The organism is Chitinibacter sp. S2-10 (assembly GCF_046530675.1).
Classification (GTDB): domain Bacteria; phylum Pseudomonadota; class Gammaproteobacteria; order Burkholderiales; family Chitinibacteraceae; genus Chitinibacter.
In genome coordinates, this window is the sequence record NZ_CP172558.1 from 1,702,727 (window position 1) to 1,725,587 (window position 22,861).

Here is a 22,861-nt window from a genome sequence, read left to right on the forward strand (position 1 = left end):
TAGGGTATTGCTCTGCAGGATACGTAAGCCGTATTCTGCAGGCCAATACCCTTTGGTTTGGATGAGATAAAATGACGACGGTTCGCTACGCCACGCTCGATGATCTGGATTTGATTGCACCGCTGTTTGCCGCGTATCGCGTATTTTACGAACAGCCGCATGATCTGGTCGTGGCGCGCGCTTTTATAGGCGAGCGTTTGAGCTTGCGCGAGTCGGTGATTTTGCTCGCACAAAATGGCGCAGGCTCGGCGCTTGGTTTTATTCAGCTGTATCCGGTTTTCAGCTCGATTGCTGCTGAACGCATCTGGCTATTATCGGATTTGTATGTCTGCGATGAAGCGCGCGCTCAGGGTGTGGCGCGTGCTTTGATGAACAAGGCCACGCAGCACGCGCGAGACACAGGCGCAGCCTGGCTGGAGCTATCGACCGCGCATACCAATACCCGAGCGCAAGCCTTGTATGACTCACTCGGCTATCAGCTCGATACGGTGTATCGCTATTACAGTCTGACGATTTGATTGCCGTGCTTGGTGAAAACCCATGCGCAGATTAAAATGCCGGTATTGAACAAAACGCCGTTGCGGCTTGATCATCTGGGTCAGGGAGCGCGGCGTTTTTGCATCGCAAGGATAGATCATGAGCACTGAAAACGAACAAAATATCACCGCGCCAGCAGGCGATGAGCAAGCCGCAGAAAACCCGCTGCGCCGTGGTATTCGCAGCTTTGTATTGCGCCAGGGGCATTTGTCGAGTGGTCAGGCGCGTGCGCTGGAAGAATTCGGCCCGCAATTCTGTATTGACTACGTGCCGAGCGCGCTTGACCTGAATGCCGCCTTTGGCCGTCAGGCACCACGGGTACTCGAAATCGGTTTCGGTATGGGGCAAGCGACTGCGCAAATCGCTGCGGCGCGTCCTGAAACCGACTTTTTAGGCGTTGAAGTGCATACGCCGGGCGTTGGCAGTTTGCTCAAATTGATTGGTGAGCAATCGTTGACGAATCTGCGGATTGTTCAGCACGACGCGGTTGAGGTGCTTGAGCACATGCTCACGCGCGATTCACTTGACGGCGCGCATATTTTCTTTCCCGATCCTTGGCATAAAAAACGCCATAACAAACGTCGCCTGATCAAGCCGGAGTTCGTCAAACAGCTGGTGTCACGGATTAAAACCGGCGGCTATCTGCATCTGGCGACCGATTGGGAAGATTACGCAATTCAAATGCTTGAAGTCCTTAGCGCCGAGCCTGCTTTGCAAAACACGGCAACGAGCGAAACGGGTTACGCCGAGCGCCCTGATTATCGCCCGCTGACCAAATTCGAAAACCGGGGCATCAAGCTTGGACATGGCGTCTGGGATCTGGTGTTCAAAAAAATCTGATATAAAACAGTAAGCTTACTGGAAAATGGGCCTGCCACTGTTGAATGTCAGTGGTAGCTGTCCGCTATATTGCAATTCAATCAGCGGATTGTTACGGCTCCCTTTAGAAAGCAGGATTACTGCCGATATATTGAGAACCTAAGAAAGCTAAGTGCTTAAGCAAAAGTTCTCACCCTTCGTTACTTCGCCTTGCCGTACGATTTGTACTGATCTTCGGCTTTGTGCCTTGCGTGACGGGGTGGCCTTAGGCCAAAACTTTTGTGCAGTTTACTTAATTAATCGTCAGGAGAGCATCATGCCTCGTTCTTTCAAGCTTCAATCCCTGTTTGTGCTGCTGGCTGCGCTGCTGCTGGGCGCTTGTGCCAGCTCTTCGCATTCTGACAGTGCCAGCGTTGACAGCGTTGCTCAGCCGCCTGTGGTCTTGCCGGGTAAAATTACTGCTGTGGGCTATGGCGCGATGCCGACGATGGAAGGGTTGTCTCCAACGCAACGTCGTTTGCTGTCTATGCGCTCGTCCAAACTGGATGCTTATCGTTCGTTGGCCGAAGTGGTATCGGGGATCAAAATTACCGGCAACAGTACCGTATCGGCGATGGCGCTCAATAATGATGGTTTCCGCGCTTATGTCGAAGCCTATTTGCGCGGCGCACGCGTCGTGACTGTGACGCCATTGCCAGACGGCGCTTTTGAGACCACACTGGAAATTACGCTGGGCGGTGAGTTTTATCGCACTGCTGCACAGATGAACAGCTCGCCTTCTGGTTCTGCTTCGGCTGATCCGGCCGAACCGGTGGTTCAGAAGGTGGTTCCGCAACCGGTATCGATGACTGTCGAGCCTAATCAGAATTTCTATCTCTCACTGTGATTCTAAATCGCCTGTTCTGCCTGATGCTGTTGTTCAGTGTGCACGCACTGGCGATGCAGCATGAAGGAATTGCGCCGCTCGGTGCCGAAGGTCTGGAGTCGGCTCGCGCCGCTGCGATTGCTGATGCGCTGGAAAACGCCGCACTGTTCAATGGCGCGTCGGTTAAATCGGCCAGCCAGAAAAGTGGTAAATCGCTCAGTGAATCGAGCCAGGTGCGTGGTGCGCCGATAGGCAGCTATCGCAAGATCAAGGAATGGCAGAGCAATGGCTTTTTGCACGTCGTCGTCGATGTCGACGAGGCGGCAGTCGAGCTAGCAACGACGACAGCCACCCATGCTCAACGAGCCCCACAATGTCTGGGCGCAGAATACAAACGCAAAATTCTGGTTTCGCATTTCTGGATGCAGCGCCCGGGGCAGGCGGGCGATCTGGATCGCTTTCCTGAAGGCTTGCAGCAGGAAATGCTTCGCAAATTGTATGATAGCGGCGGTTTTCTGCCGCAGCGTGCGCCATCCGAAGCTGTTTTTGACTTCCAGCCACAATATGTCGATCCCATTTTGCAGCCTGAACGGGTGCGGGAGCTGGCGCGTCGCTTTGCGACACAGTTTGTCATTGGCGGCATTGTTCGGGATATTTCGACCAGTGGCGAGCGCTATATGATGAGTTATGGCAACGATGTACGCGTTGGTGAGCGCAAGCTTGAATTGAATATCCCTTATATCAATTTTACGCAAGTGGGCATCAAGGCCACGCCAGAGTCTCGGCGTTTTGAATATGAGCTATTTGTTTTTGACGGTATTTCCGGCGCCTTGATCAATCGCCATCGCCTGGCTGGGAAAGCAACTGGCAGCGTGGCACAAGACAATGCGACCAGTATGGGAACCGAGGGCTTTAAGGAAACTGATTTCGGCCGTCTTATTGAAGCCAAATTGGTTGAAGGCGCGGCAAAAGTCATGCAGGACGTGTCGTGTATTCCATTCTCGGCGCGGGTGACGCGGGTGGAAAAAGGCCGCGTTTATTTCGACGCCGGAACGACTTCAGGTCTGGCAGTTGGCGACACCCTGCAGGCGTACCGTGTGATGCCGGGCAACTTGCCGCTGGCAGCAGCCAGCTTTGATCCTTCGATGAGCCTAGGTTTGCCTGAAGAAATGGCTGGCAATCTCAATGTGATTCAGGTTCAGCCCTTGTTTTCGGTCGGCGTGATGAGCGGCTCGGCGGTTCAGGTCGGTGATTATGTGCGACTGGTCGGGCGGGAGAAAACAAAATGAAACATGGTTTTGCTGTGATTTTACTGGTTTTTCCTGCCGCCGTATTTGCGGCAAGCACTGCGGTGCCGCCGCCGAAAAGCACGACGACGCCGATGAAAAATGCGGCGCCAATGCAGGTTGATCATCTCATTACCGGATCGGCGGCAAAAACAGCCAGTGCTCCGAGCTCACATGCGAGCCCGAAACCGAAAAATCATGCCGATGCCGCGTCCGTAACTAAAGCCGCAACGAGCTCCGGTCCCACCGAGCCGCCGGTAGTGCAGTATGTGCCACCCAAATACGGCACATCGCGGCCGGTGCCGCGTCAGTATGTGGCATCCAAGGCGCCGAAACCCAAAGCTAAAACAGTGTCTAAAACAGCGCCTAAAACGGGGGAAAACTCGGAAGGCCATGAATCAGCCACTGCCGGTCTAGTCAGAGTGCGACCCGGCAGTAGCCTGCCGGCAGGCAAAATCGTGCCAATGAGCACGGGCAAATCCGCAGCACTACCCACTCAGCCTGCTGCGAGCTGGAAAGCTTCGACAACAGACAAACCGGCTGCGATGGCCTGGCCTGCTGCGGAAATTTATATCGTGAAGGATCCTGAGCTGCGCTGGCAGCAATACAGCTATCCTTGATCTGCCAAGCCAAGCCAAGCCAAGCCAAGCCAAGCCCATTTTTAAATGGGCTTTTTCATGATCCGTTCTAGGCTCTGTTGACGTTTGGTTTGCGAGTCGCGTTTGTGCTGGTTTTGGCCTGAAACAAGACGCAAAGCCCGCAGCATAGTCATTCTATGCGAGGGTTTTGCAACGCAGAGTCGTCACAAAAATCGCCCAGCGCGACCGTAAACCAAACGTCAACAGAGCCTAAATCATTTGCGTCGCTCAACGCCATCCCATTCATGGGGGCTGACCGGCTCAGGCACGACGTCGGGATAAAGCTGCTTGTATTGAGCCAGAGCTTCATGCACGTGGGCAAAAAAGCTGTCAGCGCCCAGCGCATCGGTCACGCCATAGCGATCAAGCGCTTCGCGCAATGGCCGGTTGCAGCGGGCAAATTTCAGGTCAATTTCAGCCTCTTCGAGCAGGCGATTGAGCGTGAGCAATTGCTCGGCAGCGCTGACATCCAGAAACGTGATCGCCTGTGCATCAATCAGCACCCAGCGTGTATCGCCATCTGACGCGACCAGCTCCCTGATTCGGTCGATAAAAAAACTGGCATTGGCAAACAGCAATGGGGCATAAAAGCGGTACACCAGCAAACCCTGCAAATAGTGCGACTCGCCGCTCAAATTCGCTTCGCCTACGTCATGAAAACCTTTGCGCCCAGCCACCGAACACAGCACCGCATCAAATGGTCTGGCCATAAACTGTATGAGGTATGCCAGTGAAAGCAATATTCCAACGATGATTCCGGGCAATACCCCCACCACCAGTACGCCGATGGTCGTGATCAGCGAGAAAATGGCCGCAGTGCGATCAAGCTGGTACATTTCAAGCCAGCTGCGGGTATCGATCAGATTGAAACCGGCAAAAATCAGCAAGGCTGATAAAGTGGTCACCGGCAAGTACTGCAGCGAGCCGGATAAAAACAACAGAAATAACAGCAATAGCAAGGCGGCAATGAGCCCGGACAAAGCCGATTGACCACCCGCCGCATCATTAATTGCGGTGCGCGACTGACTTGCGCCCAGCGCAAAACCCTGCCACAGACTGGCCGCCAGATTGGCCAGCCCCAGCGCCATTAATTCGCGATTGGGGGAGATTTCATAGTGATTTTTCTGCGCAAAAGCGCGTGCCAGTAAAATACCTTCCGGCATCGCCAGGAGCGCAATCCCTGCTGCGGCCGGCAGCAGGGTGCTAATTTGATTCCAGCTGATCTGCGGTGTATTCAGGTTTGGAATGCCTTTGGGCAACTGCCCCAGTAAAGCGACGCCACGCTCGCCGACATCGAGTAGAAAGGCCGCGCTGATGGCGACGATAAACAGCACAATTGCTGAGGGTAAACGGGGAAACAGCAGCCGCATGAGCGCCAGAAAAGCCAGCGAGAGCAGGCCGATAATCAAGGTCGTGCCATGCATTTCGCTGGCGCGGGAAAACAGCTCGAGCATACGCGGGAAAAAAGCACTTTCAATCAGCTGTAAACCACTCCATTTACCCAGCTGGCTGGCAATCAGAATCAACGACGCGCCGTTCATAAAACCCAGCAACACCGGCTTGGACAGCAAGTCGGCGATTGCACCCAGCTTGGCTTTGGCCGCAATCAGCATCAACACGCCGACTTCGAGCGTCAAGATTGCCGCCAGCACGATATATTGTGAGCTGCCCGGCTGTGCCAGCGGAGAAATCGCCGCGATGACGAGCAAGGCAATGGCGGCATCCGGGCCGACAATGACTTGGCGCGAACTGCCAAACAACGCATACACCAGCATGCCGGCCAGCGCGGTGTACAAACCGTTTTGTGCCGGCATTCCGGCCAGATCGGCGTAGGCGACACAGGCCGGAATCAGCACCACGCAGACACTGATTCCGGCTGCCAGATCATTGCTCAGCGAGTCGCGCCGGATTTTAGCCAGACCCGATTGTTGCCAGAGAGCCAGCAAACGGCGTGTTTGCCCGGTGTCGTGAAGCATTGCATCTCCTTGCCCATTCCTGATTTCAGTTTAGCCAGAGAGCGGGCAGGGAGTGGGAGTTTCTTGTGCTTGCTGGTGCAACAGACTCTATTGATCTGCCCTTTTAAAGTTTGAGCCGTGCAGGAGCGGGCTTGAAACCTCAAAGAAGCCAATCACTCGGAATTCTTGAGGGGACCCAGACTGTCGCAAATCTGATTTCGGCCATTTTGTTTGGCAAAAAACAGCGCCAGCTCGGCCTCCTGAAGCAGCATGCTGCAATCGAGTTCATGGCTACTTTTCAAGCTGGCGCAGCCCATGCTGGCACTCACATAGCCATCGCAAGATTGCGGAAATGGATAATGGAGTTTGCCGATGGCATCGAGCATTTGCTGGGCAATGATTTTGACTCCGGCTAAGGGCGTGTTGGGCAGCAAGGCGATAAATTCATCGCCTTCATAACGTACCAGCAAGTCTTCGGGGCGGTGTAGCGTTTTTTGCAGACACGCCGCAATGGCTTGCAGGCAATGATCGCCAGTGGACATTCCCTGGCTTTCATTAAGCTTTGACATGTGATCAATGTCGATGACGATCAACCCGATATCGCCATGTTGGCGCGCGGCAACGCGCCAGAGATGATCCAGCGTTTCTGCAAACCAGCTTCGGTTGGGTATGCCGGTCAGCGTATCCTGATAAGCATGGCGGCGTAATGCTTCGGCGCGCTCGTGCAAGAGTTGTTCGCGCAGCACCGAGCTGCTGACATCGTGAATCTGAATCAGCGCATATCGCTGCTGATCGTCTTGCAAGAGCGGAGAAATATGGATCGATTGCTGCATTCTGAGTGGGGGCTGATTCGGATTTCCGGCTGGGCAAAATAGATCGAATGGCGCTTTATTGAGTGACTGTGATAGCCGGGCGGACAGATTTTTATTTAATGCAGCATCAAGTGCTTGCAGCACGCGACTATTGTTGAGTTCAGGGCAAGCTTCAAGCAGTGTTTTGCCGGTGACCGCTTGGGCTGTGCGTCCGGAGGATCGGGTCAGCCAGCGATTCCAGAGTACGATTTCGCCGCGCCCATTGAGCAGGATGATCCCCAGATCCAGCGAGTCAATGGCGCTGTGTAATAAAAGTGGATGAACAGTTTTCATTGGGTATCTTTCTGTAGGTCAGATACTGATTGAGTTATGAGGATATACCAGAGGTAAATTGTTCGATGGCCTTGAGCAGCAAATCGAGCGATTCGGCGTTCATCATGAAAATCACATAGCCTTCGATTTTACGGTGTGCCAGTGTGAACTGGATATGCAGCAGCATCACTTGATGCTCGGGGTCGCATTGCAGCAGAACTGTTTGACTGTTGCCAATATGCAGAACGGGTAGCCCGCATTGAAATTGATGCTGAAAAATATCGGAAAGCGAAGCCAGACAGGCGTTGAGAATGATATTGCCCACTTCGGCCAGCGCATCCTGCTCCAGCTCGGTGAGGTATTCGAGTGGCATATTCTTGCCTATCATCAGCCGCACCAGCTCCAGCGAGCGATCTTCCGGGAAAATCAATAGCGCATGCCCGTGAAAACAGCCGGAAAAATCCTGTTGAACGCCGCAAATGCGTTCGTTATTCTGGTTGAGGATTTCACTGGCTTTTTCCAGTGTGTAAAACTGGATATTGGGTATCGAGAGCAAAATTTCTTCGCCGACCATTTCGCTCATTGTTGCTGCGGCCTGACCAACGCTGATATTAAACACTTCGCAAATCGCGTCTTGCTGTAAAGGGGTAAACTCATGCATCGCTAGGCCCCGGCAAACGTGAGCAAGTCGCTCAGTGTCCGCTCATTGATCGGTTTGGCAGAAAAATGCAATTGGGCATTGGCTGCGCGTTGCCGAACACTTTGTTGGACATTGGCGGTGAGCAGAATGATTTTGGTTTCCTGATGCAAATCGTGTATTTTCTCTGCAGCTTCAATGCCATCCATGCCGGGCATGTTCAGATCCATGCTGATCAGCTGTATCGATTCACGGCTGGCCAGCTCGATGGCTTCCTGACCGCTTGATGCTTCAAGTATCTGCCACTGCGGGCGCTCTCGGTTGATCATGGCATGCAGCATCATTCGGGAAACCTTGCTGTCGTCGACAATCAGTACGGTATAAGTCATGGTGTTAGGCCCGGATGAGAACAGAATTTACTTTAGCAGCTCATCGCCGGGGCGTTGAGCATTTTGCAGTACGTGGCTTATGCATTAAGAGGTAGGGATTGATGACGCAGAATTGCCCAGGTGTGAATCTTCGCTATGGCTGGATTTGGGCTGCTTCCGTGCTTCTGCATTTGCTGGCTTTGCTGCTGTTGCCTGGCGCGGGTAACAGGCCGTCGTTTGCTCCGGCTGCCTTGCAGATCTCGCTCGACTTTAAATCACCGCCACGCCAGAAACAGTCGTTGCCGCCAGCAGCTCACACAGCCCCTGTCGTGGAAACAGAAAAAACTGCGCCGTCATTGTCACAGCCTGCGCCGCCCGCTGTCAGGGCATCGGCTTTGCAAGCAGCGCAACAGGTGCAACAGGCGCTTGCTGAAACGGGTAATCGCGGTGTACGTGGCGATTTTGACTTTCCTGAGGCCAGAGCGCCGGAAAAAGTAACGGTCAGCGAGGATGACGATACGCTCGACGAATACATCAAGCCGCAGGTGTTGTACAGTCCGGCTCCCGACATTCCGCCCAGTTTACGGCGCAATAATGTGAAAGAGCCGGTGATGCTGCGCATTGCGCTCGACAGCAACGGCAAGCCCACGCAGGTAATCATTGTGCGCAGCAGTGGCGCGGCTGAATTTGACCAACTGGCGCGCAAGACGGTGCTGTCTTCGTGGCGCTTCAAAGCAGCGCAGCGCGGTGGCGTGGCTGTCGAAGACAAGATTGACATGCCGGTGCGGCTGAATCTGGTCGATTGAGTCGCTTGCGGTCTTGCTGGGATTACTCCCGGTTTCACCCGGACTGGGGTTTACCGTGATGGTTTTTGGCGTCCCAAAGGCTTACAATCGCGTTCCGACTTTGGGGTGTGCTGATAGTGCCGATAATTTCCTTTGCCGATCACAGCGATCTGGCTGCGATTGCCGATGCGTTTGTCCGTGACGGGGTGTTGATTTTGCGCGGTTTTGCCCGGCCAGAACGTGTCGCAGCGATTCGTGCCGAGGCGATGCACCAGTTGCAATTGCGCCTGCCGCCGCTGGAGCTGGAAGCCGAGCTGGGTTATCCGGGCGCGCCAGATTCGACTCAAGCGCAGGGCGGCTCAACGATACGCCGTTTGCGTGGCATGGCGACGCGTGACGCCGTGTTTCTCGATTGGGCTGGCGAGCAGCCCTTATTGCAATTGATTGCGCGCCTGCTGGGCAGTCAGGACATCTCGCTGACGCAGGCACATCACAACAGTCTGATGACCAAACAACCGAGTTTCAGCAGCGATACGCTCTGGCACCGTGACGTGCGTTACTGGCGCTTTGCGCGCCCCGAGCTGGTGTCGAGCTGGCTGGCGCTGGGCGATGAGTCACCGGTCAATGGCGGTCTGGGTTTTATTGCCGGATCGCATCGCGTTGATTTTCCTGACGACGCTTTCGATGAAAAAGAGTTTTTGCTGCCGGATCATCCGCTGGCCGCGCCGTGGGTGAGCAAGGCCGAATTTCCGACCCTGCAAGCCGGTGATGTGGTGCTGTTTGACGCCAGAACTTTTCATGCCGCCAGCCGCAATGCCACCAGCGCGACCAAATATTCGCTGGTGTTCAGCTACCACGCCAGCGACAATCTGCCGCAAGCCGGTTCGCGTTCGGCCAGTTTGCCATCAATAGAGTGGAATGTCGCTGAGTAGGGGTATTTGTTTGTAGGCCAATTCAGTATTGGTTTACAGCTATATACCTTTGCGATTATAGGCGCAGTGACCGGGACGAGGCCCAACTTGCGGGTGTTTGCGGCAGGTATTGGGGCGGTTTTCGTAAATTGTGCAGCGGCGCGTTTGCGCATCAAGATAGATGCAGTCGTTATTGCTGCGGCGCGCGAGCGTGTAGATTTCGTTTTTGAAATTGAAATGCTCGATGATGCGCGCTTTCATTAGCCGTTTGGCGATGTTTTTGGCGGGCTCGACGGCGTCAAATTCATCAACGACGCCCATGCGGATCAGGTCGACGATTTTCACTTCTACCGGCATCGTGCAGCAACTGCCAACGCAATCATCGCATAAACCATTGTAAAACTTCACCCACGTCTCGGTCCGGCTTAAATCGGTGACGGTGATGACATTGCGTTTCTTGATAGTAACCACAACAACTCGGCCTGGATCAACAAGAGGCGCAGAGTAACACAGAGCTGCAGGCGAAAAAACCTTATGCGTCCAGCCGGCTTTGAGTGCTGACGGGCGGCGGGCTATCTCATCCAGTCTGCAGCAGCAACTATTCCCGCGAGTGGAAATAAAAAATCCCCGTCTGCGCCGGGGATCGGCGGCAGGACGGGGATGTGAGCTAAAGGCGCTTGTATTAGTACAGTTTACTGAGTATTGACCAGCGTGAGATTGCCAGCCCGTGGATCAGCCGTGACCAGCACACTGCCCATTGGACCCGTTTTCAGCGGCAGAGCCTGACCATTTTGCATAATGGCCAGCGTGCCTTGTACATTGCTGGCGGTGATTTGCAGCGTCAGCGGTGTCGCGTATTTCTGGCATGTAGTCGTGCTGCTGAAGCCTATCGTGTTGTTGCCAATGACGGCCGGTACCAGCAGACGGCAATTTTCTCGCGCATAGCGATACTTGATCACGTTCGACGGCGTATCCATCCACAACTCACCCGAGTCCACCTTGGCTTTGGCGTAATCCAGATGCGCCTGGTAGCGTGCCAATGGAATGGTTTCCCAGTAGCCGGTATCCACGCCGTGCGCTGTGCGTGTTGCCCAGCCGCCCTGGCTGATTGCTGCGTCGATGTGCAGGTTCAGAATTTCGCTGCCCATCGGGTACAGTGACCAGCGACCATCGGTGGTGAACAGATCCCATTTCACGCGGAACGGATTATCAAAATTCGCCGCATTCACGCCCGCTGGCATTGTCGTGTAATCGACTGTGCCGTTGGCAACCAGGTGTGATGCGCGACCACCGAGGTATTGCGTGTTGTTTTTCAGGAAGTCCGTCGCAACGGTGGACGCTGCATCGCTAGGCCAGATGAAATAGCTGGCCTGATAGCCTTCGAGCTTGGCGGCAATATCGGCGGCAGAGCCGTTCAATTGCGCTTCCAGATCGGCATCGCTCACATACGGGTCAGGATGGTTGCGGCTATGGCTGACGATTTCATGGCCATTGGCGATAAATTGCTTCGCCGCAGTCCAGTGTTGCTCGGAGCAGTTATTGGTGATGACGCCAAACCCTGCGACCAGACCGCGTTTTTTCAGCTCGGGATCGATGATCTTGATGTACGGATCATTGCCGTAGTACATCGAGCAGTAATCATCGTGCACCAGTGAATACGCGCCTTTTGCACCGTTTTTCCAGGTGGTGATTTGTGCTGACTCGAGTACCGGCTTGCTGCTGGCAGTCGGTGTCGGCGTCGGCGGGGTAGTCCAATATCCCGCGCAATCACCTTGAGAAACCCATACCGAACCAGGCCCTGGTGGCGTTACCATCGGGCACACTAGGGGGGTCGGTGTTGCGGTGAATGGTGTGGCTGTCGGTGTCGGTGTCGGTGTCGGAGTTGGCGGCGGCGCGTAGCATGCACCCAAATCTTTCCACGGTTTGCCCGAGCCGGTATTCAGGTCTGGCTGCTCGCCCTGAGTCCACCATTGCGCCTGATAAGTGCGACCGTTGTAGCTGACTTTCTGGCCGCCAGTGTAGGCAGTCGCGCTATTCCATGCGGCATCAACACAATTTGGTGGAGGAACATCACTTGCAATGGTGAATGTAATGGTGCTGGAGGTCGTTTGCGCGCCCAGATTGTCGGTCGCTACTGCGTAGCCCGTATGTGTGCTGCCGAGAAAGTAGCTGTGGCGTTGAGATACTTGGTAAGGTGAACTGTCCTTGGTGGCGACCAAACTGTTGTCAACATAAAACTCAACTTTGGTAATGCTGCCGTCGCTATCACTTGCCGTTGCATTGAACCTGATATCGTTATTGATGGCGGCATAAATGGAGGAAATGCTGACGCTTGGCGGCTGATTGCTTGGCGTCGCAGTGGGGGTTGGCACCGGCGTCGGTGATATCGTCGGGCAAGGCGGAATGTACCAAGCGCCGGTCTGCCAGAGGCTGCTGTCATACGTCACGCTGGTGCTGGTGATGACTGGTTTGTTTTGTTCGCTGCTCAGATGGGCTGCGACGGCTTTGAACACCAGCATTGAACCATTGCCGGGCATATAGCCAGCGACTGAGACGACTTGCCCAGCGGCGATTTGTTGCCCCGTTTGCCAGCTAGCCGGCGATGGATTGGCGCAAGTACCGCCCATATTCGGGCGTGATGTCGTCAACGGCTCGGTGACGAGCGTCGAAGGCGTCGTCGTTGGTGTTGGTGTGGGCGTGACCTGCAGGCCGGTCACCAGCTTCCACGCGCCCCATTCGCCCGATTGAGCAGGGTTATCACCTTGCGTCCACCACTTAGCTTCGTAAAAAGTGCCGTTATAGCTAACCCGCTGTCCGGCGGTATAAACGCTGGTGCTATCCCAGCTTGGGTAGCTTGGGATTGGCGTTGTCATCGGCGTTGGGCTCAGCGCATGGGCTGTGCCTGCCAGCAAGCCAGCACTGGTGAACAGGGCGATCACCAGTGCGTGGTTAAGTTGCTTAAATTGCATCTTCTCCATCCTTTTGTTGGTCTAAGCCGCTTTGTACCGGCAACAAATCGGCTCGATTTAGTGGGTATTGCCCGGTAAGCTAGAACGGCAGTGCTCTATGGCCCTATACCGCTTGTATTTGTCCCGCAAAGATTTATGTTTTCTGATTTCTTTGCTGCTGGCTTACTATGCCCACGTCATTTTCGCTTGGGAACGTGCCTGGATCACACCCTGTTGTACCTCAAGGTGTAATTTTAAAAAATCAAATTTAATCAATTATTTGGCTTGATTTTGAGCGGTGTTGTTTTTTACTGTCGAATGACTTTGGAAAGCCATTGGTTATTTTTTGTGAGGAAGGTGTAATTAATGCGCGGAATTTCCGGACGGGGCGGGGGGGGGCTTCAAAACATGGGCGAGGATAGCGTGGCTTTCCCGATACTTGAGAAGGTGCTTGCTGCTGTTAAGTCGCAAGCAGCGTCCGCCGTAAGTGTGTACGGCGTCGCGTGCGTGCTAGTTGATTTCGCGAATCACCGGCATCCTGAGCGTCAGGATGATCATTAACGCACTCATCGTCAGGCCGAAAATCGGCATGATCCAGCCCATTGAAATATTCAGCGAAAGCAGTCCGGTCACCATGGCATACGAGATCGGCGTCAATCCCATTGAGGCCATGCTGTTCAGGCTCATTACCCGGCCGATTTTGTCTTTGTCCGAATATTGCTGGATCAACGACATCATTGGCACATTGTTGCCAGCCACTCCCAGCCCGATCAGCGCCTGAATCGCGACGGCCATCCAGACCCAGCCGGTATGTGCGAGTAATGCCAGCGCTATGCCTTCGAGCGCGATAATCACCGTAATCATTAACAGGCGTTTTTTGGTCGGTGGATACAGCGTGAGTAACACACCGCCGATGACCATGCCGGCAGCAAAAGCGCTTTGCAAATACGATAGCGTCGTCGGATGCCCATTCAGATTATCGGTGACGATAATCGGGGTGCCGATCACACTCGGCCCCATAAATAGCAGGTTGGCGGCGGCATAAATCAGCATCAGCGAGCGCAAAACCGGCGTACGGATGGCGTATTGCACGCCTTCTTTCAATTCGGTCAGCATGGTGCTGCCTGCATGGCGTACCTTGGCGCTAAACGGCTCGTTGATCAGGCCGTTACAAAGGGTCGCGATGGCCAGCATGACGCCGGTCAGACTAAAAATCATTTCATAGCTTAAGGTCGCCAGCAATAGCCCGCCGAGCACCGGGCCAAAAACCAGACCGATCTGATTGGTTGTCAGCATGACCGAATTGGCTTGGGTCAGGTCGCGATCCGGCACGATGGCCGGAATCAGCGCATCGCGCGCCGGCCAGAAAAAGGCATCGAGTGAACCGTACAGAAAAGCAAAAATCGTCAATGCCCAGATGTCGAGCCGGTCGATCGCCAGCAGGCCGACCAGCGCAAACAGCATCAGCACACGTGAGCCGAGCGAAATCAGAATAATCCGGCTGCGCCGGAAGCGGTCGGCCAGCACGCCACCGACGGCCATCAAGGCAATTCGCGGCACAGAACCTGCGATCATGACCAGCCCCAGCTGCTCCTTGGCGCCCAGCGTTTTGACGACAAACCAGGTTTCCGCCAGCATCGCGACGGCGAGTGCAAAATTGCCGATGATTGAAGCTGACCACAGCAAAATGAAGTTCTTGTTGCGAAACAGGGCGTGGCTCATGGGGGATTTCCAACAGACGAGTGGGCAGTATCATAGGCAGTCTTGCCAGCGTTGGATAGTGTAGTTTTCCGCCGAGGGGGTTGATGTCTGATCTCTGCCCGCAAACGCAATCCCAACAGCGCTGTGATGTGCAATGTAGGCGATTGAATCTGACTACAGTAAGATGCTACCAAAGCCCGAATGGAAAGCGGGCAGGGGGACAAAATGAAACTGAAATCGGTAATTTATTTAACTTGGCTGTTGTGCGGATCGGTCTCGGCAGGCGAGGCGTTGATCCAGAATGCGATTGACAAGCAAGACTATGTACTGGCGTTTGCTTCGGCCAAAGCCGACGTGGACGATGGTAGTGCCACTGATGTGACGCGCTTATTGCTGGCGCAGCTTTATATGCAGGGTAAAGGCACTGACAAAAATAGTGCCGCAGCGCGCGCATTGCTTGAGCCGCTGGTCGCCAGAAAACTCCCCGAAGCACAATTTATGCTCGCCGGTTTGCTGCAAAGTGAAGCGTTGACCGGTTTGAAAATGGCCGACGGTCAGCTCGATCTGATGCGTTATGCCGAGCTGGCCAAACGTGATCTGGTCGCGCGTGAAGACGAGCGCTACGCTGCCGAGCTGGTTTACAAGGCTGCGCAACAGCATTTCAAACTGGCGGTTGAGGCGATTTGTCTGGATCTGGGCAATAGTGTGACGGCGCTGGGTGGCACCGAGCGCGCCAACTGGTATCGCCAGTGCGATAAGGAAAACTGGGCCAAGGCCAGCGAAATGGGGCAAAGCCATGTGCCTTTGTATCTGCGGCGTGAAGTGTTGCAGCATCCGCTTGTCGCTGCGGCCTTCCAGAATCAGGCGCTTAAAGCGGCGTGTACCGAAGAAAACATCAAACCGATTGATTTTAAAATCAGCAAGCCGGTCACAGGCGGCGAATATCTGATGCTCAAACTCGATGATGTCAAACAGCCTAAACCGTACAAAATGATTCGCGGCAAATGGCAGGAAGTCTGGGTGGCGCAGGCGTGCGGACAGAAATTTACCGTGCCGATCCGCTTTGAAGCCGACGGCATGGGTAAAGCCACTTTTGCACCGGATTTGCCTGAAGACGTGATGGCTGAATTGCTTGAGACTGTCAAAGCGAAAAAATAAGCCTATCTCATCATTCCTGATCAGATATTTTTTCAGTAAACACGACGAGCTGCTGAAGCTGATCCGAACCACGCTGCGCGCAAACTGACGCGTTAGCCAAACCCATGCTTCGCTACCAGCCCTACCAGCCCTACCTGCGCTGGCAGTGTTGCGAGCGTGTGGCAGCGGCAACACCACAGGATGAACACCATGAACGTCATGCAACAAACCCTGATCGCCACCCTGCTTGGCCTGTGTAGTACTGCTGCGCTGGCCGCCACTGCCACCGCCGATTGCGCCGACTACTGGCGTGGCGACCGCGCGTACACGGTCGACAACACCGTTAGCGAACAGGGTCGCAACTATCGTGCCAAGTGGTGGACGCAGGCCGTTCGTCCCGGCAGCCAGCCCTACGACAGCGAATGGCAGGATCTCGGCGCCTGCCAGTACCCGCAGGTCAGTAGCTGGACGCTGGATGCCGCCACCGTCAAAACCTTGCAAAGCCCCAGCACTACGATAGGCCGAGACTTCATCGTCGAGGTCCATCTGCCGACCGGCTACCAGCCGCAGCGCACCTATCCGGTGCTCTACGTCACCGACTGGAATCTGCTCAACGAGCCGGCACAAACCCAGACGCTGTTCGCCTGGTTCGAGGGTCGCGAAGTGCCGATTGAGCAGATCCCTAGCTTCATCAGCCAGTATCGCGCCGCCGAAGCCGAGGGCAAGGTCGCGCCGGTGATCATCGCCGGAATCCGCTGCCCCGAGGAATTGTTGAACTGCCTGATCCGCCGCGAGCGTGATTTCACGCCGACCTTCCGCGAGGATGAAGACGCCTATGTCCGTAACTTCCTGCCCGATCTGTCGGCCGACCAGCAAGTGACTGGCGGTGCGGCGGCCTACACGCGCTTTCTCAGCGAGCAGGTTATCCCTGCGGTCGAGCAGCGTTTTCGCGCTCAGCCGGCCAAGCGTGGCTTTGTCGGCGCATCGTTCGGTGGCCTATATGGCGCGCACCTGCAGCTGAACTCGCCGGGGCTCTTCAGCAACTACCTGCTGTTCAGCCCGGCGCTCTGGTACAACGACAACGCCACGCTGAACCAGGCCAACACCGTTGCGCAGAGTGCGCTGCAAGCCAGCCGCCGCAGCTATCTGAGTGCCGGCAGCGAAGCCGGTGACTTCAATCTGGCGCTGACAGCGGCCTATGCCGACACGCTGAACGGGCGCCAGAGCGACGCGCACTTTGTCGAGTTCCCGAGCGCCACGCATCTGGAAGTGCCGCTGGTGTCGACGCGCCCCGGGCTTGAGCTGCTGTATCCATACGGCGAATAAAGAGCGCTAATTGCCCGGCTGGTACCGAAAGCCTTGCGCCAGCCGGACAACCAATATGCGATTAAAGATGGTTTTTAATTGGGGGTATGTGTTTAGAGCCATTTTTGTATAAAGACTTTACCAATATACATGCTTGGGTATGTGATTTTACCTATTTCGCTTTTCTGTCGTTCAAGCGATGAACCGCACCGGACTAAGCCCGGTGCGGTTTTTTTATGTCACCACACCTCTAATTTGCCGCTAAAAACTATACAAGGCGTGGTCTTGGGCTTAAGCTGAAATGGTCGAATTTGACAATAATAAAAACCTAGGGGGCATCATGATTAACCCGAAAAACAAACCGATTGGCATTATCGACGACGACGAAGCACTCGATATCGTTGGTGAAACGGTGCTCAAATTGTGGGATGCCGTCGATGAACTATCGCGCCTGCGTCCGGCGCACACGCCCGATTACCATGTCACTATTTTTGGCTCGGCACGGATTGAAGAAAACACGCCGCGCTATGAGGCCGTCAAGCAACTGGCCGCGCAACTGGCCGCAATGGGCTGCCACATTGTTACCGGCGGCGGCCCCGGTTTGATGCAGGCCGCTAACGAGGGCGCCAGCCAGGGCGCGCCCAACAAACCTGAAGCATCGGTCGGGATCCGCATCGATCTGGATTTCGAGCAGAATGTGAATGATTTTGTTGGCCGTGTTTTCGAGCACAAAACCTTCTTTTCACGTTTGCATCATTTCATGCTGCGTTCGAACGCGTTTATCGTCACATCAGGCGGGATTGGCACACTGCTTGAGCTGTCGATGGTCTGGCAGTTGCTGCAGGTGCGCAAGCTGTATGACACACCGCTGATTCTGGTCGGTGAAATGTGGCACGAGCTGGTCGACTGGGCGCAGCATTATATGGTCAGCAACGAAGCCGGGCTGGCCAGTGCGGTCGACATGCAGATTCCGATTGTCGTCGATACGATAGAAGACGCGATTCACCTGATTCGCGAACACCACGCGCGCTGGCTGGAAATGGATAAAGAACTCAATCCGGTGCGAACTTCTCCACCACGTTAAGTGCGATCTAACTACAAAAAGCCATCGTAACGGATAATGCTATTCACTTAAGGAATTTGACTTTAGCTTCCCCCTTGATAAAAGGGGGATTGAGGGGGATTTGACGATATTTCAAGCGCCAAAGAAGCCCAAGCAGAGCCAAATCCCCCCTAGCTCCCCTTCGTCGAAGGGGGGAACTTACAACGTATCGGCCTAAGTGAATGGCATTACCGCAATGGTGGCTTATTCGTCGGTTTTCCCCGGCGGCAGCGGTGCCAGATAACCGATCAGCAGCAGCAATAAACCAACACCGATAAACGAGCCGATGCGCTCAATTCCGCTGATATGTGATAAATCGAGCAGGAATAATTTGGCAATGACGACGGCCAGTAACCCGGCGCCTGTCAGCCACAAAACCCGCCCGTAGCGGCGCGTTGCGACCAGCATCAACGCCAGCGCGATCACGGTCCAGAAAATCGACAAACTCATTTGTACCCGCGTCGAATGACGCAGTGCGTCAAAGGTATATTCAATCCCGCTGCCATGATGAAGAGTTCGCAACAGCATGGCATTGAGCCAGACAAACAGGCTGACACCGGCCAGCGCATACAGCCAGCGCGGTCTCGTATTGGGCTTGAGTTCGATCAGCGTCTGGCGGCACCAGAATGCCAGCACGCCAAATACGGCGATTTGCGCCAGATCGAGCGAATTGAGCAGCGGCCAGCGCGAATCCCCTCCCGACAGCGCGCTATACCAGCTCCATAACAGCAGCAACACGGCCGTCGGCGCGGTGCCGTACACCCAGTAGGCACGCCAGTGCGCCTTGACCGGCCAAGGGAGCCATTTAATGAGTGCCAGAGCCAGACTGGTGATGCAGGCAAAAGTCGCCAGTACCCATACATTGCTATGTATATGCCTCTCAGCCAGGTAGGCTGTTTCATTGACGAAGATACCCCAGCTTAGCCAGGCGGCAACGACATGCTGCCAGCTTTGCGATTGACCGAATTCATCTTGCTGAAACAGCAGGCCAAATACGGCGATCAGCGCAATCGGCCAGCCCCAGAGCGTAAAGAAATGCGGCAAGCGGTCAAATTGTTCCAGCGCCATCCACAGCAAGACCGGGCCGAGCGCGATCGCAACCAATTGCGCATTGCGCCACTGAGCACGCAGTTGCTGGAATACGGCGGCGGTCAAGGCAATTACCAAGAGCTGGGCGCTCTCGATATGATGCCCGCTGAGAAAACGCCCGATTTCGTCGAAATTGGCCTTCGCCCACCAGGACATCCCCCACAAGTACAGTCCCCAGCCAACCGCCGGTCTCCAGCTGAGCGGCTTCAATGGCACCTGCCAACCACGTTTTTCCTGCTTGGGGATTTCTTGCAATCGCCAGGCACAAAACAGCCCCGACAGCGCGATCAGCACATCGGCGAGATACACGCCATTGAGTATCGGTGTGCTGGTGTAATAATCGCTGGCGACTAAAACCAATATCCCCGCCGCAAACTGCAAAGCCAGACCGAAGGCCAAAGCAATCTGACGCTGCTGTCGAAGACTAAGCCAGACGACGCCAGCACCTTCAATCGCCCACATCGCCGCGGTGACGTTGCCGTCAAAAGCCAGCGGAATCGCCAGCGTCGCCAGCAAGACTGCAATGGCAAGCTGCGCTTCGAAAAACAATCGCAACGCTTCATCGCCGCGTCGGTAAAGCCATGCCGCCAGCGCAAAATAAGCCATTGCGCCAATCAGCGCGCTGTAGCACATGCCGTATTCAATTCCTTCCATCAGCTGCGACTGCAAAGCGAGTGTGACGATGGGCGTGCCAAAAACCAGCGTGCCGTCGACGATTGATCTGAGTGAGTGCTGGCTGGGGGAGTGGCTGCGCTTGAGCGCGTATAAAGTGCTGATTCCGGCGTAAAACAGCCAGAACAGAATCACAAAGGGCTGGGTGCTGGCGCGCAGTTCGCTTCGGTATTCGAGCACACCCCATAGCCCGGCAATCGCATAGGTGAAAACAAAGCCGAGCAGGTTGAGCGAGCGCCAGGACTTGAACCAGGCAATGCCGAAAATTCCGGCGTTGAGCAGCGCAAAATAACTGAATAACAGCACATGATTGCCTGCGCCGGTGCTGCACAGGATAGGGGCCAGAAAACCGCCGCTGATTCCCATTACGGCCAGAGCGCTACTGTCCTGACGGATTGCCAGTATCGCTGCGGCTATACCGAGCAGTGCCAGCAAAGCAAAGGCTGGCGTCGTTGGCAGCAGCTGATACAGCTTCATCGCACCATAAATCGTGAAATACAGTACGCCAAGACCGCCGCCCTGCATGATCAGCGCATAGCCGCGTCGCGACTCACGCAGGCGCCAGCCGACAGCAAAAATGGCCGCAGCGCCGAGCGACAGTCCGAGCAGCCGGAGTTCAACTGGCAGCATCTGTTGGTCGGCGGCAAATTTGAGCAAAAAGCTCACGCCGATAAATAAAATCAGCATGCCCAGCCGCACGACGGTATTGCCGCCCAGCAGCCAGTCTTTACCACGCAGGCAGGCTTGCTCCAGCCATGAGGACGTGTTCGGGATTTCGGGGGCTGGCGATATGCTGGCCGTTGCTGCAACCGGATCGTTTGCCAGCGGTTCAGGCGGTGCAGGAGGGGGAGCGAAGGTGGTTGCTGGAATGACAGGCGTATCGGCCACGACGGAAGGCGCTGCGTCAGCTTGTATGGTGTGCATTGGGCTGGCGGCTTTTAATTGCGCCACTTCGGCTTCGAGTCGCGCGACACGCTGTTTGAGCTGGGCAAACTCACTCAGTACGGCTGGCCTTTCTGAAGGTGTGGTTTGTGGCGGATTGGCCGAGCGTTTTTCAAACCAGTGGCCAACCAGAAAGCCAACGAGCGCAAATGCCAATCCGATCTTGAATTCAAAAATCGACCAGCCATAAACCAGCCCCAGTACAGCCAGAATTGTGCGAATCATGATTGTCCTTTGCCTGTGTCTATACAATGCCGGGTATGTCGTTATAGCTCTTACTGATGCTGAATTGGATGAATATACCCATGATAAAAAAAACGCCGCTAGTCCATCCGGGTAGCGGCGTTATTGGTTTGGCGTCTGGATCAGTTCATCACCAGCGTCATTCCCGGCGTAATTGGCTTGCGGTTCATTTTTTTCAGCTCAGCCAGATTGACGTTATGTTTTCTGGCAATCGACGCCAGCGTGTCACCGCGCTTGACGACATACGATTTGGGCGTGGCGCTGGCATTGCCGACGCGCAAGGTATCGCCCGGCGTTAGGTTGGCGTTTTTGATGCCGTTCATGGCTTTCAATTCGGCGACGCTCAGGTCATAGCGTTTGGCGATATTGAACAGCGTATCGCCTTTGGCCACCTTGTGTTCACGACCCGATTTGACACCATGCGTTCTGGCTGCAGTCAGCACCGGCTTGGGCGTGTCTTTTTCACCGGTATCAATCGCTTCGGCTGCGCGATTATTGTGCAGTGCTTGCAGCGTCTGGCGTTCGGAAATATCCAGCCCGGCTACTTTGGGAACCAGTATCGTCTGGCCGCGCGCCGCGCGATCACCGGTAGCAATATCGTTGATGTCGCGCAATTCTTCGCTGGCAATCCCAAAGGCGTCAGCCAGCTGTTCGAAGTTTTCGCCCTGTTTGGTGACATAAGGCTGCCAGTTCAGCAGTGGCTGCTCATAAGTCGCCAGATTGCGCTCGAAAGTTTCTTTTTTATCGAGCGGCAAAACCAGTTTACGGTCTTCCTTGTGGGCGATGACGGGACGGATAAAGCCGGGGTTGAGGCGCAACAACTCTTCAACGCTGATTTCGGCCAGCTTGGCGGCAACGCTGACGTCCATGTGTTTGCCAGGTTGCAAGGTCGCGAAATAAGGCTGGTTCGGAATGTCGCGCAGCTTGACGCCGTACGCTGCCGGGTCGGCGATGATATTGCGGATCGCCAGCAGTTTCGGTACGTAATTGCGTGTTTCATCGGGCATGCGTAAATCAACATAGCCGGTAGGCAGACCGGCTGCGGCGTTGCGATCACGCGCGCGTTTGACGGCATTTTCGCCCCAGTTGTACGAGGCCAGCGCCAGTTGCCAGTCATCAAACATGCCGTGAATGTCTTGCAGATAGCTCAGTGCGGCATCGGTGGCTGCGACAACGTCGCGGCGACCGTCGTACCACCAGGTGCGTTCAAGACCGTAGCGTTTGCCGGTATCAGGAATAAATTGCCACATGCCGGCAGCTTTGGCGTGCGATTCGGCGCGCGGGTTATACGCCGATTCGATCATCGGCAGTAAGGCAAATTCCATCGGCATGCCGCGTTTTTCGACTTCACCGACGACGTGATACAGGTAACGATTGCTGCGCTCGATAATCCGGTTCAGGTAATCAGGGCGGCTGGCGTAGTAGTTTTCCCATTTGGTGACCAGCGGGCTGTCAATATCGGGAATCGCAAAGCCGTTACGCACTCGATCCCATAAATTTTGCTGGGCGTAAACCTGAGAGATTGGCGTGGCCGGGTCGGCAAACAATTGATTGATCGTCGCCTGCGTGTTGCCGGGGAGTGGCTGATTCAGACTGCGGAGCTGGTAATCGAGTTTTCCCGCTTCAACGGCCATGGCTGGCAGCGAGATCAGGGCGGTTAATAGTGTTGTGCACAGGCGAAGTTTCATTGGCCCGTTTCCTGAGTAAATTCTAAATTGAGCCAGATAGTAATGGGGGCTTTCCGACTGTGTCAATCTGTAGCTGGCAATAGTTGAAGTAGTAATACAGATTTTGCGT

Annotated in this window: 19 protein-coding genes; 10 read left to right on the plus strand and 9 right to left on the minus strand. The window is 54.9% G+C overall.

Annotation, left to right across the window (positions count from 1 at the left end; genetic code table 11):
- Positions 1–71: 71 nt before the first annotated feature.
- The 5 genes from ACG2XO_RS08070 (at position 72) to ACG2XO_RS08090 (ending at position 4,127) form a co-directional block, all read left to right on the plus strand.
- Positions 72–518 carry a GNAT family N-acetyltransferase gene (locus ACG2XO_RS08070; protein ID WP_410497479.1) on the plus strand — a complete coding sequence of 149 codons (447 nt, stop codon included), beginning with the start codon at positions 72–74 and terminating at the stop codon, positions 516–518.
- Positions 519–636: 118 nt separating this feature from the next.
- Positions 637–1,377, plus strand: coding sequence for a tRNA (guanosine(46)-N7)-methyltransferase TrmB (trmB, locus tag ACG2XO_RS08075; RefSeq protein WP_410497480.1), 741 nt, complete (start codon positions 637–639; stop codon positions 1,375–1,377).
- A 295-nt stretch (positions 1,378–1,672) separates the two neighbouring features.
- Positions 1,673–2,242 (plus strand): LPP20 family lipoprotein, encoded by a 570-nt coding sequence (locus ACG2XO_RS08080; protein ID WP_410497481.1) that lies wholly within the window; start codon positions 1,673–1,675, stop codon positions 2,240–2,242.
- A gap of 23 nt (positions 2,243–2,265) precedes the next feature.
- Positions 2,266–3,510 carry a flagellar assembly protein T N-terminal domain-containing protein gene (locus tag ACG2XO_RS08085; RefSeq protein ID WP_410497482.1) on the plus strand — a complete coding sequence of 415 codons (1,245 nt, stop codon included), beginning with the start codon at positions 2,266–2,268 and terminating at the stop codon, positions 3,508–3,510.
- The gene (locus tag ACG2XO_RS08090; protein ID WP_410497483.1) at positions 3,507–4,127 is read left to right on the plus strand and encodes a hypothetical protein; all 621 of its coding nucleotides are present in this window, start codon (positions 3,507–3,509) and stop codon (positions 4,125–4,127) included. Before ACG2XO_RS08085 ends, ACG2XO_RS08090 begins: the two co-directional genes overlap by 4 nt.
- A 233-nt stretch (positions 4,128–4,360) precedes the next feature.
- Here the strand turns inward: ACG2XO_RS08090 and ACG2XO_RS08095 are convergent, their stop codons facing one another.
- From ACG2XO_RS08095 to ACG2XO_RS08110, 4 genes are all read right to left on the minus strand, one after another.
- Positions 4,361–6,121 (minus strand): SulP family inorganic anion transporter, encoded by a 1,761-nt coding sequence (locus ACG2XO_RS08095; RefSeq protein ID WP_410497484.1) that lies wholly within the window; start codon positions 6,119–6,121, stop codon positions 4,361–4,363.
- A 152-nt stretch (positions 6,122–6,273) separates the two neighbouring features.
- A complete protein-coding gene (locus tag ACG2XO_RS08100) occupies positions 6,274–7,245 on the minus strand; it encodes a GGDEF domain-containing protein (protein ID WP_410497485.1) in 972 nt (323 codons plus the stop codon).
- Between the two features lie 34 nt (positions 7,246–7,279).
- Positions 7,280–7,885 carry a hypothetical protein gene (locus tag ACG2XO_RS08105; RefSeq protein ID WP_410497486.1) on the minus strand — a complete coding sequence of 202 codons (606 nt, stop codon included), beginning with the start codon at positions 7,883–7,885 and terminating at the stop codon, positions 7,280–7,282.
- Positions 7,886–7,887: 2 nt separating this feature from the next.
- Entirely contained in the window at positions 7,888–8,250 is a 363-nt protein-coding gene (locus ACG2XO_RS08110) for a response regulator transcription factor (RefSeq protein ID WP_410497487.1), read from the minus strand.
- Between the two features lie 101 nt (positions 8,251–8,351).
- On the opposite strand from ACG2XO_RS08110, the gene ACG2XO_RS08115 reads away from it, so the two are divergent.
- Both ACG2XO_RS08115 and ACG2XO_RS08120 read left to right on the plus strand, forming a co-directional pair.
- Positions 8,352–9,035, plus strand: coding sequence for an energy transducer TonB (locus ACG2XO_RS08115; RefSeq protein WP_410497488.1), 684 nt, complete (start codon positions 8,352–8,354; stop codon positions 9,033–9,035).
- A gap of 116 nt (positions 9,036–9,151) precedes the next feature.
- The gene (locus ACG2XO_RS08120) at positions 9,152–9,946 is read left to right on the plus strand and encodes a phytanoyl-CoA dioxygenase family protein (RefSeq protein ID WP_410497489.1); all 795 of its coding nucleotides are present in this window, start codon (positions 9,152–9,154) and stop codon (positions 9,944–9,946) included.
- A gap of 39 nt (positions 9,947–9,985) precedes the next feature.
- Here ACG2XO_RS08120 and ACG2XO_RS08125 read toward each other — a convergent pair whose 3' ends face one another.
- The 3 genes from ACG2XO_RS08125 to ACG2XO_RS08135 form a co-directional block, all read right to left on the minus strand.
- Positions 9,986–10,396, minus strand: a complete 411-nt coding sequence (locus ACG2XO_RS08125; RefSeq protein ID WP_410497490.1) for a YkgJ family cysteine cluster protein — start codon at positions 10,394–10,396, stop codon at positions 9,986–9,988.
- Between the two features lie 221 nt (positions 10,397–10,617).
- Positions 10,618–12,894, minus strand: a complete 2,277-nt coding sequence (locus ACG2XO_RS08130; RefSeq protein ID WP_410497491.1) for a carbohydrate-binding protein — start codon at positions 12,892–12,894, stop codon at positions 10,618–10,620.
- 489 nt (positions 12,895–13,383) lie between these two features.
- A complete protein-coding gene (locus ACG2XO_RS08135) occupies positions 13,384–14,595 on the minus strand; it encodes an MFS transporter (protein ID WP_410497492.1) in 1,212 nt (403 codons plus the stop codon).
- Positions 14,596–14,799: 204 nt separating this feature from the next.
- Between ACG2XO_RS08135 and ACG2XO_RS08140 the strand changes: the two genes are divergently transcribed.
- From ACG2XO_RS08140 to ACG2XO_RS08150, 3 genes are all read left to right on the plus strand, one after another.
- The gene (locus ACG2XO_RS08140; RefSeq protein WP_410497493.1) at positions 14,800–15,732 is read left to right on the plus strand and encodes a hypothetical protein; all 933 of its coding nucleotides are present in this window, start codon (positions 14,800–14,802) and stop codon (positions 15,730–15,732) included.
- 189 nt (positions 15,733–15,921) lie between these two features.
- Positions 15,922–17,037, plus strand: a complete 1,116-nt coding sequence (locus ACG2XO_RS08145) for an alpha/beta hydrolase-fold protein (protein ID WP_410497494.1) — start codon at positions 15,922–15,924, stop codon at positions 17,035–17,037.
- 319 nt (positions 17,038–17,356) lie between these two features.
- Positions 17,357–18,100 carry an LOG family protein gene (locus tag ACG2XO_RS08150; RefSeq protein ID WP_410497495.1) on the plus strand — a complete coding sequence of 248 codons (744 nt, stop codon included), beginning with the start codon at positions 17,357–17,359 and terminating at the stop codon, positions 18,098–18,100.
- A gap of 222 nt (positions 18,101–18,322) precedes the next feature.
- Here the strand turns inward: ACG2XO_RS08150 and ACG2XO_RS08155 are convergent, their stop codons facing one another.
- Both ACG2XO_RS08155 and ACG2XO_RS08160 read right to left on the minus strand, forming a co-directional pair.
- A complete protein-coding gene (locus tag ACG2XO_RS08155) occupies positions 18,323–21,046 on the minus strand; it encodes a DUF2339 domain-containing protein (RefSeq protein ID WP_410497496.1) in 2,724 nt (907 codons plus the stop codon).
- Positions 21,047–21,186: 140 nt separating this feature from the next.
- Positions 21,187–22,752 (minus strand): LysM peptidoglycan-binding domain-containing protein, encoded by a 1,566-nt coding sequence (locus ACG2XO_RS08160; protein WP_410497497.1) that lies wholly within the window; start codon positions 22,750–22,752, stop codon positions 21,187–21,189.
- Positions 22,753–22,861 lie beyond the last annotated feature (109 nt).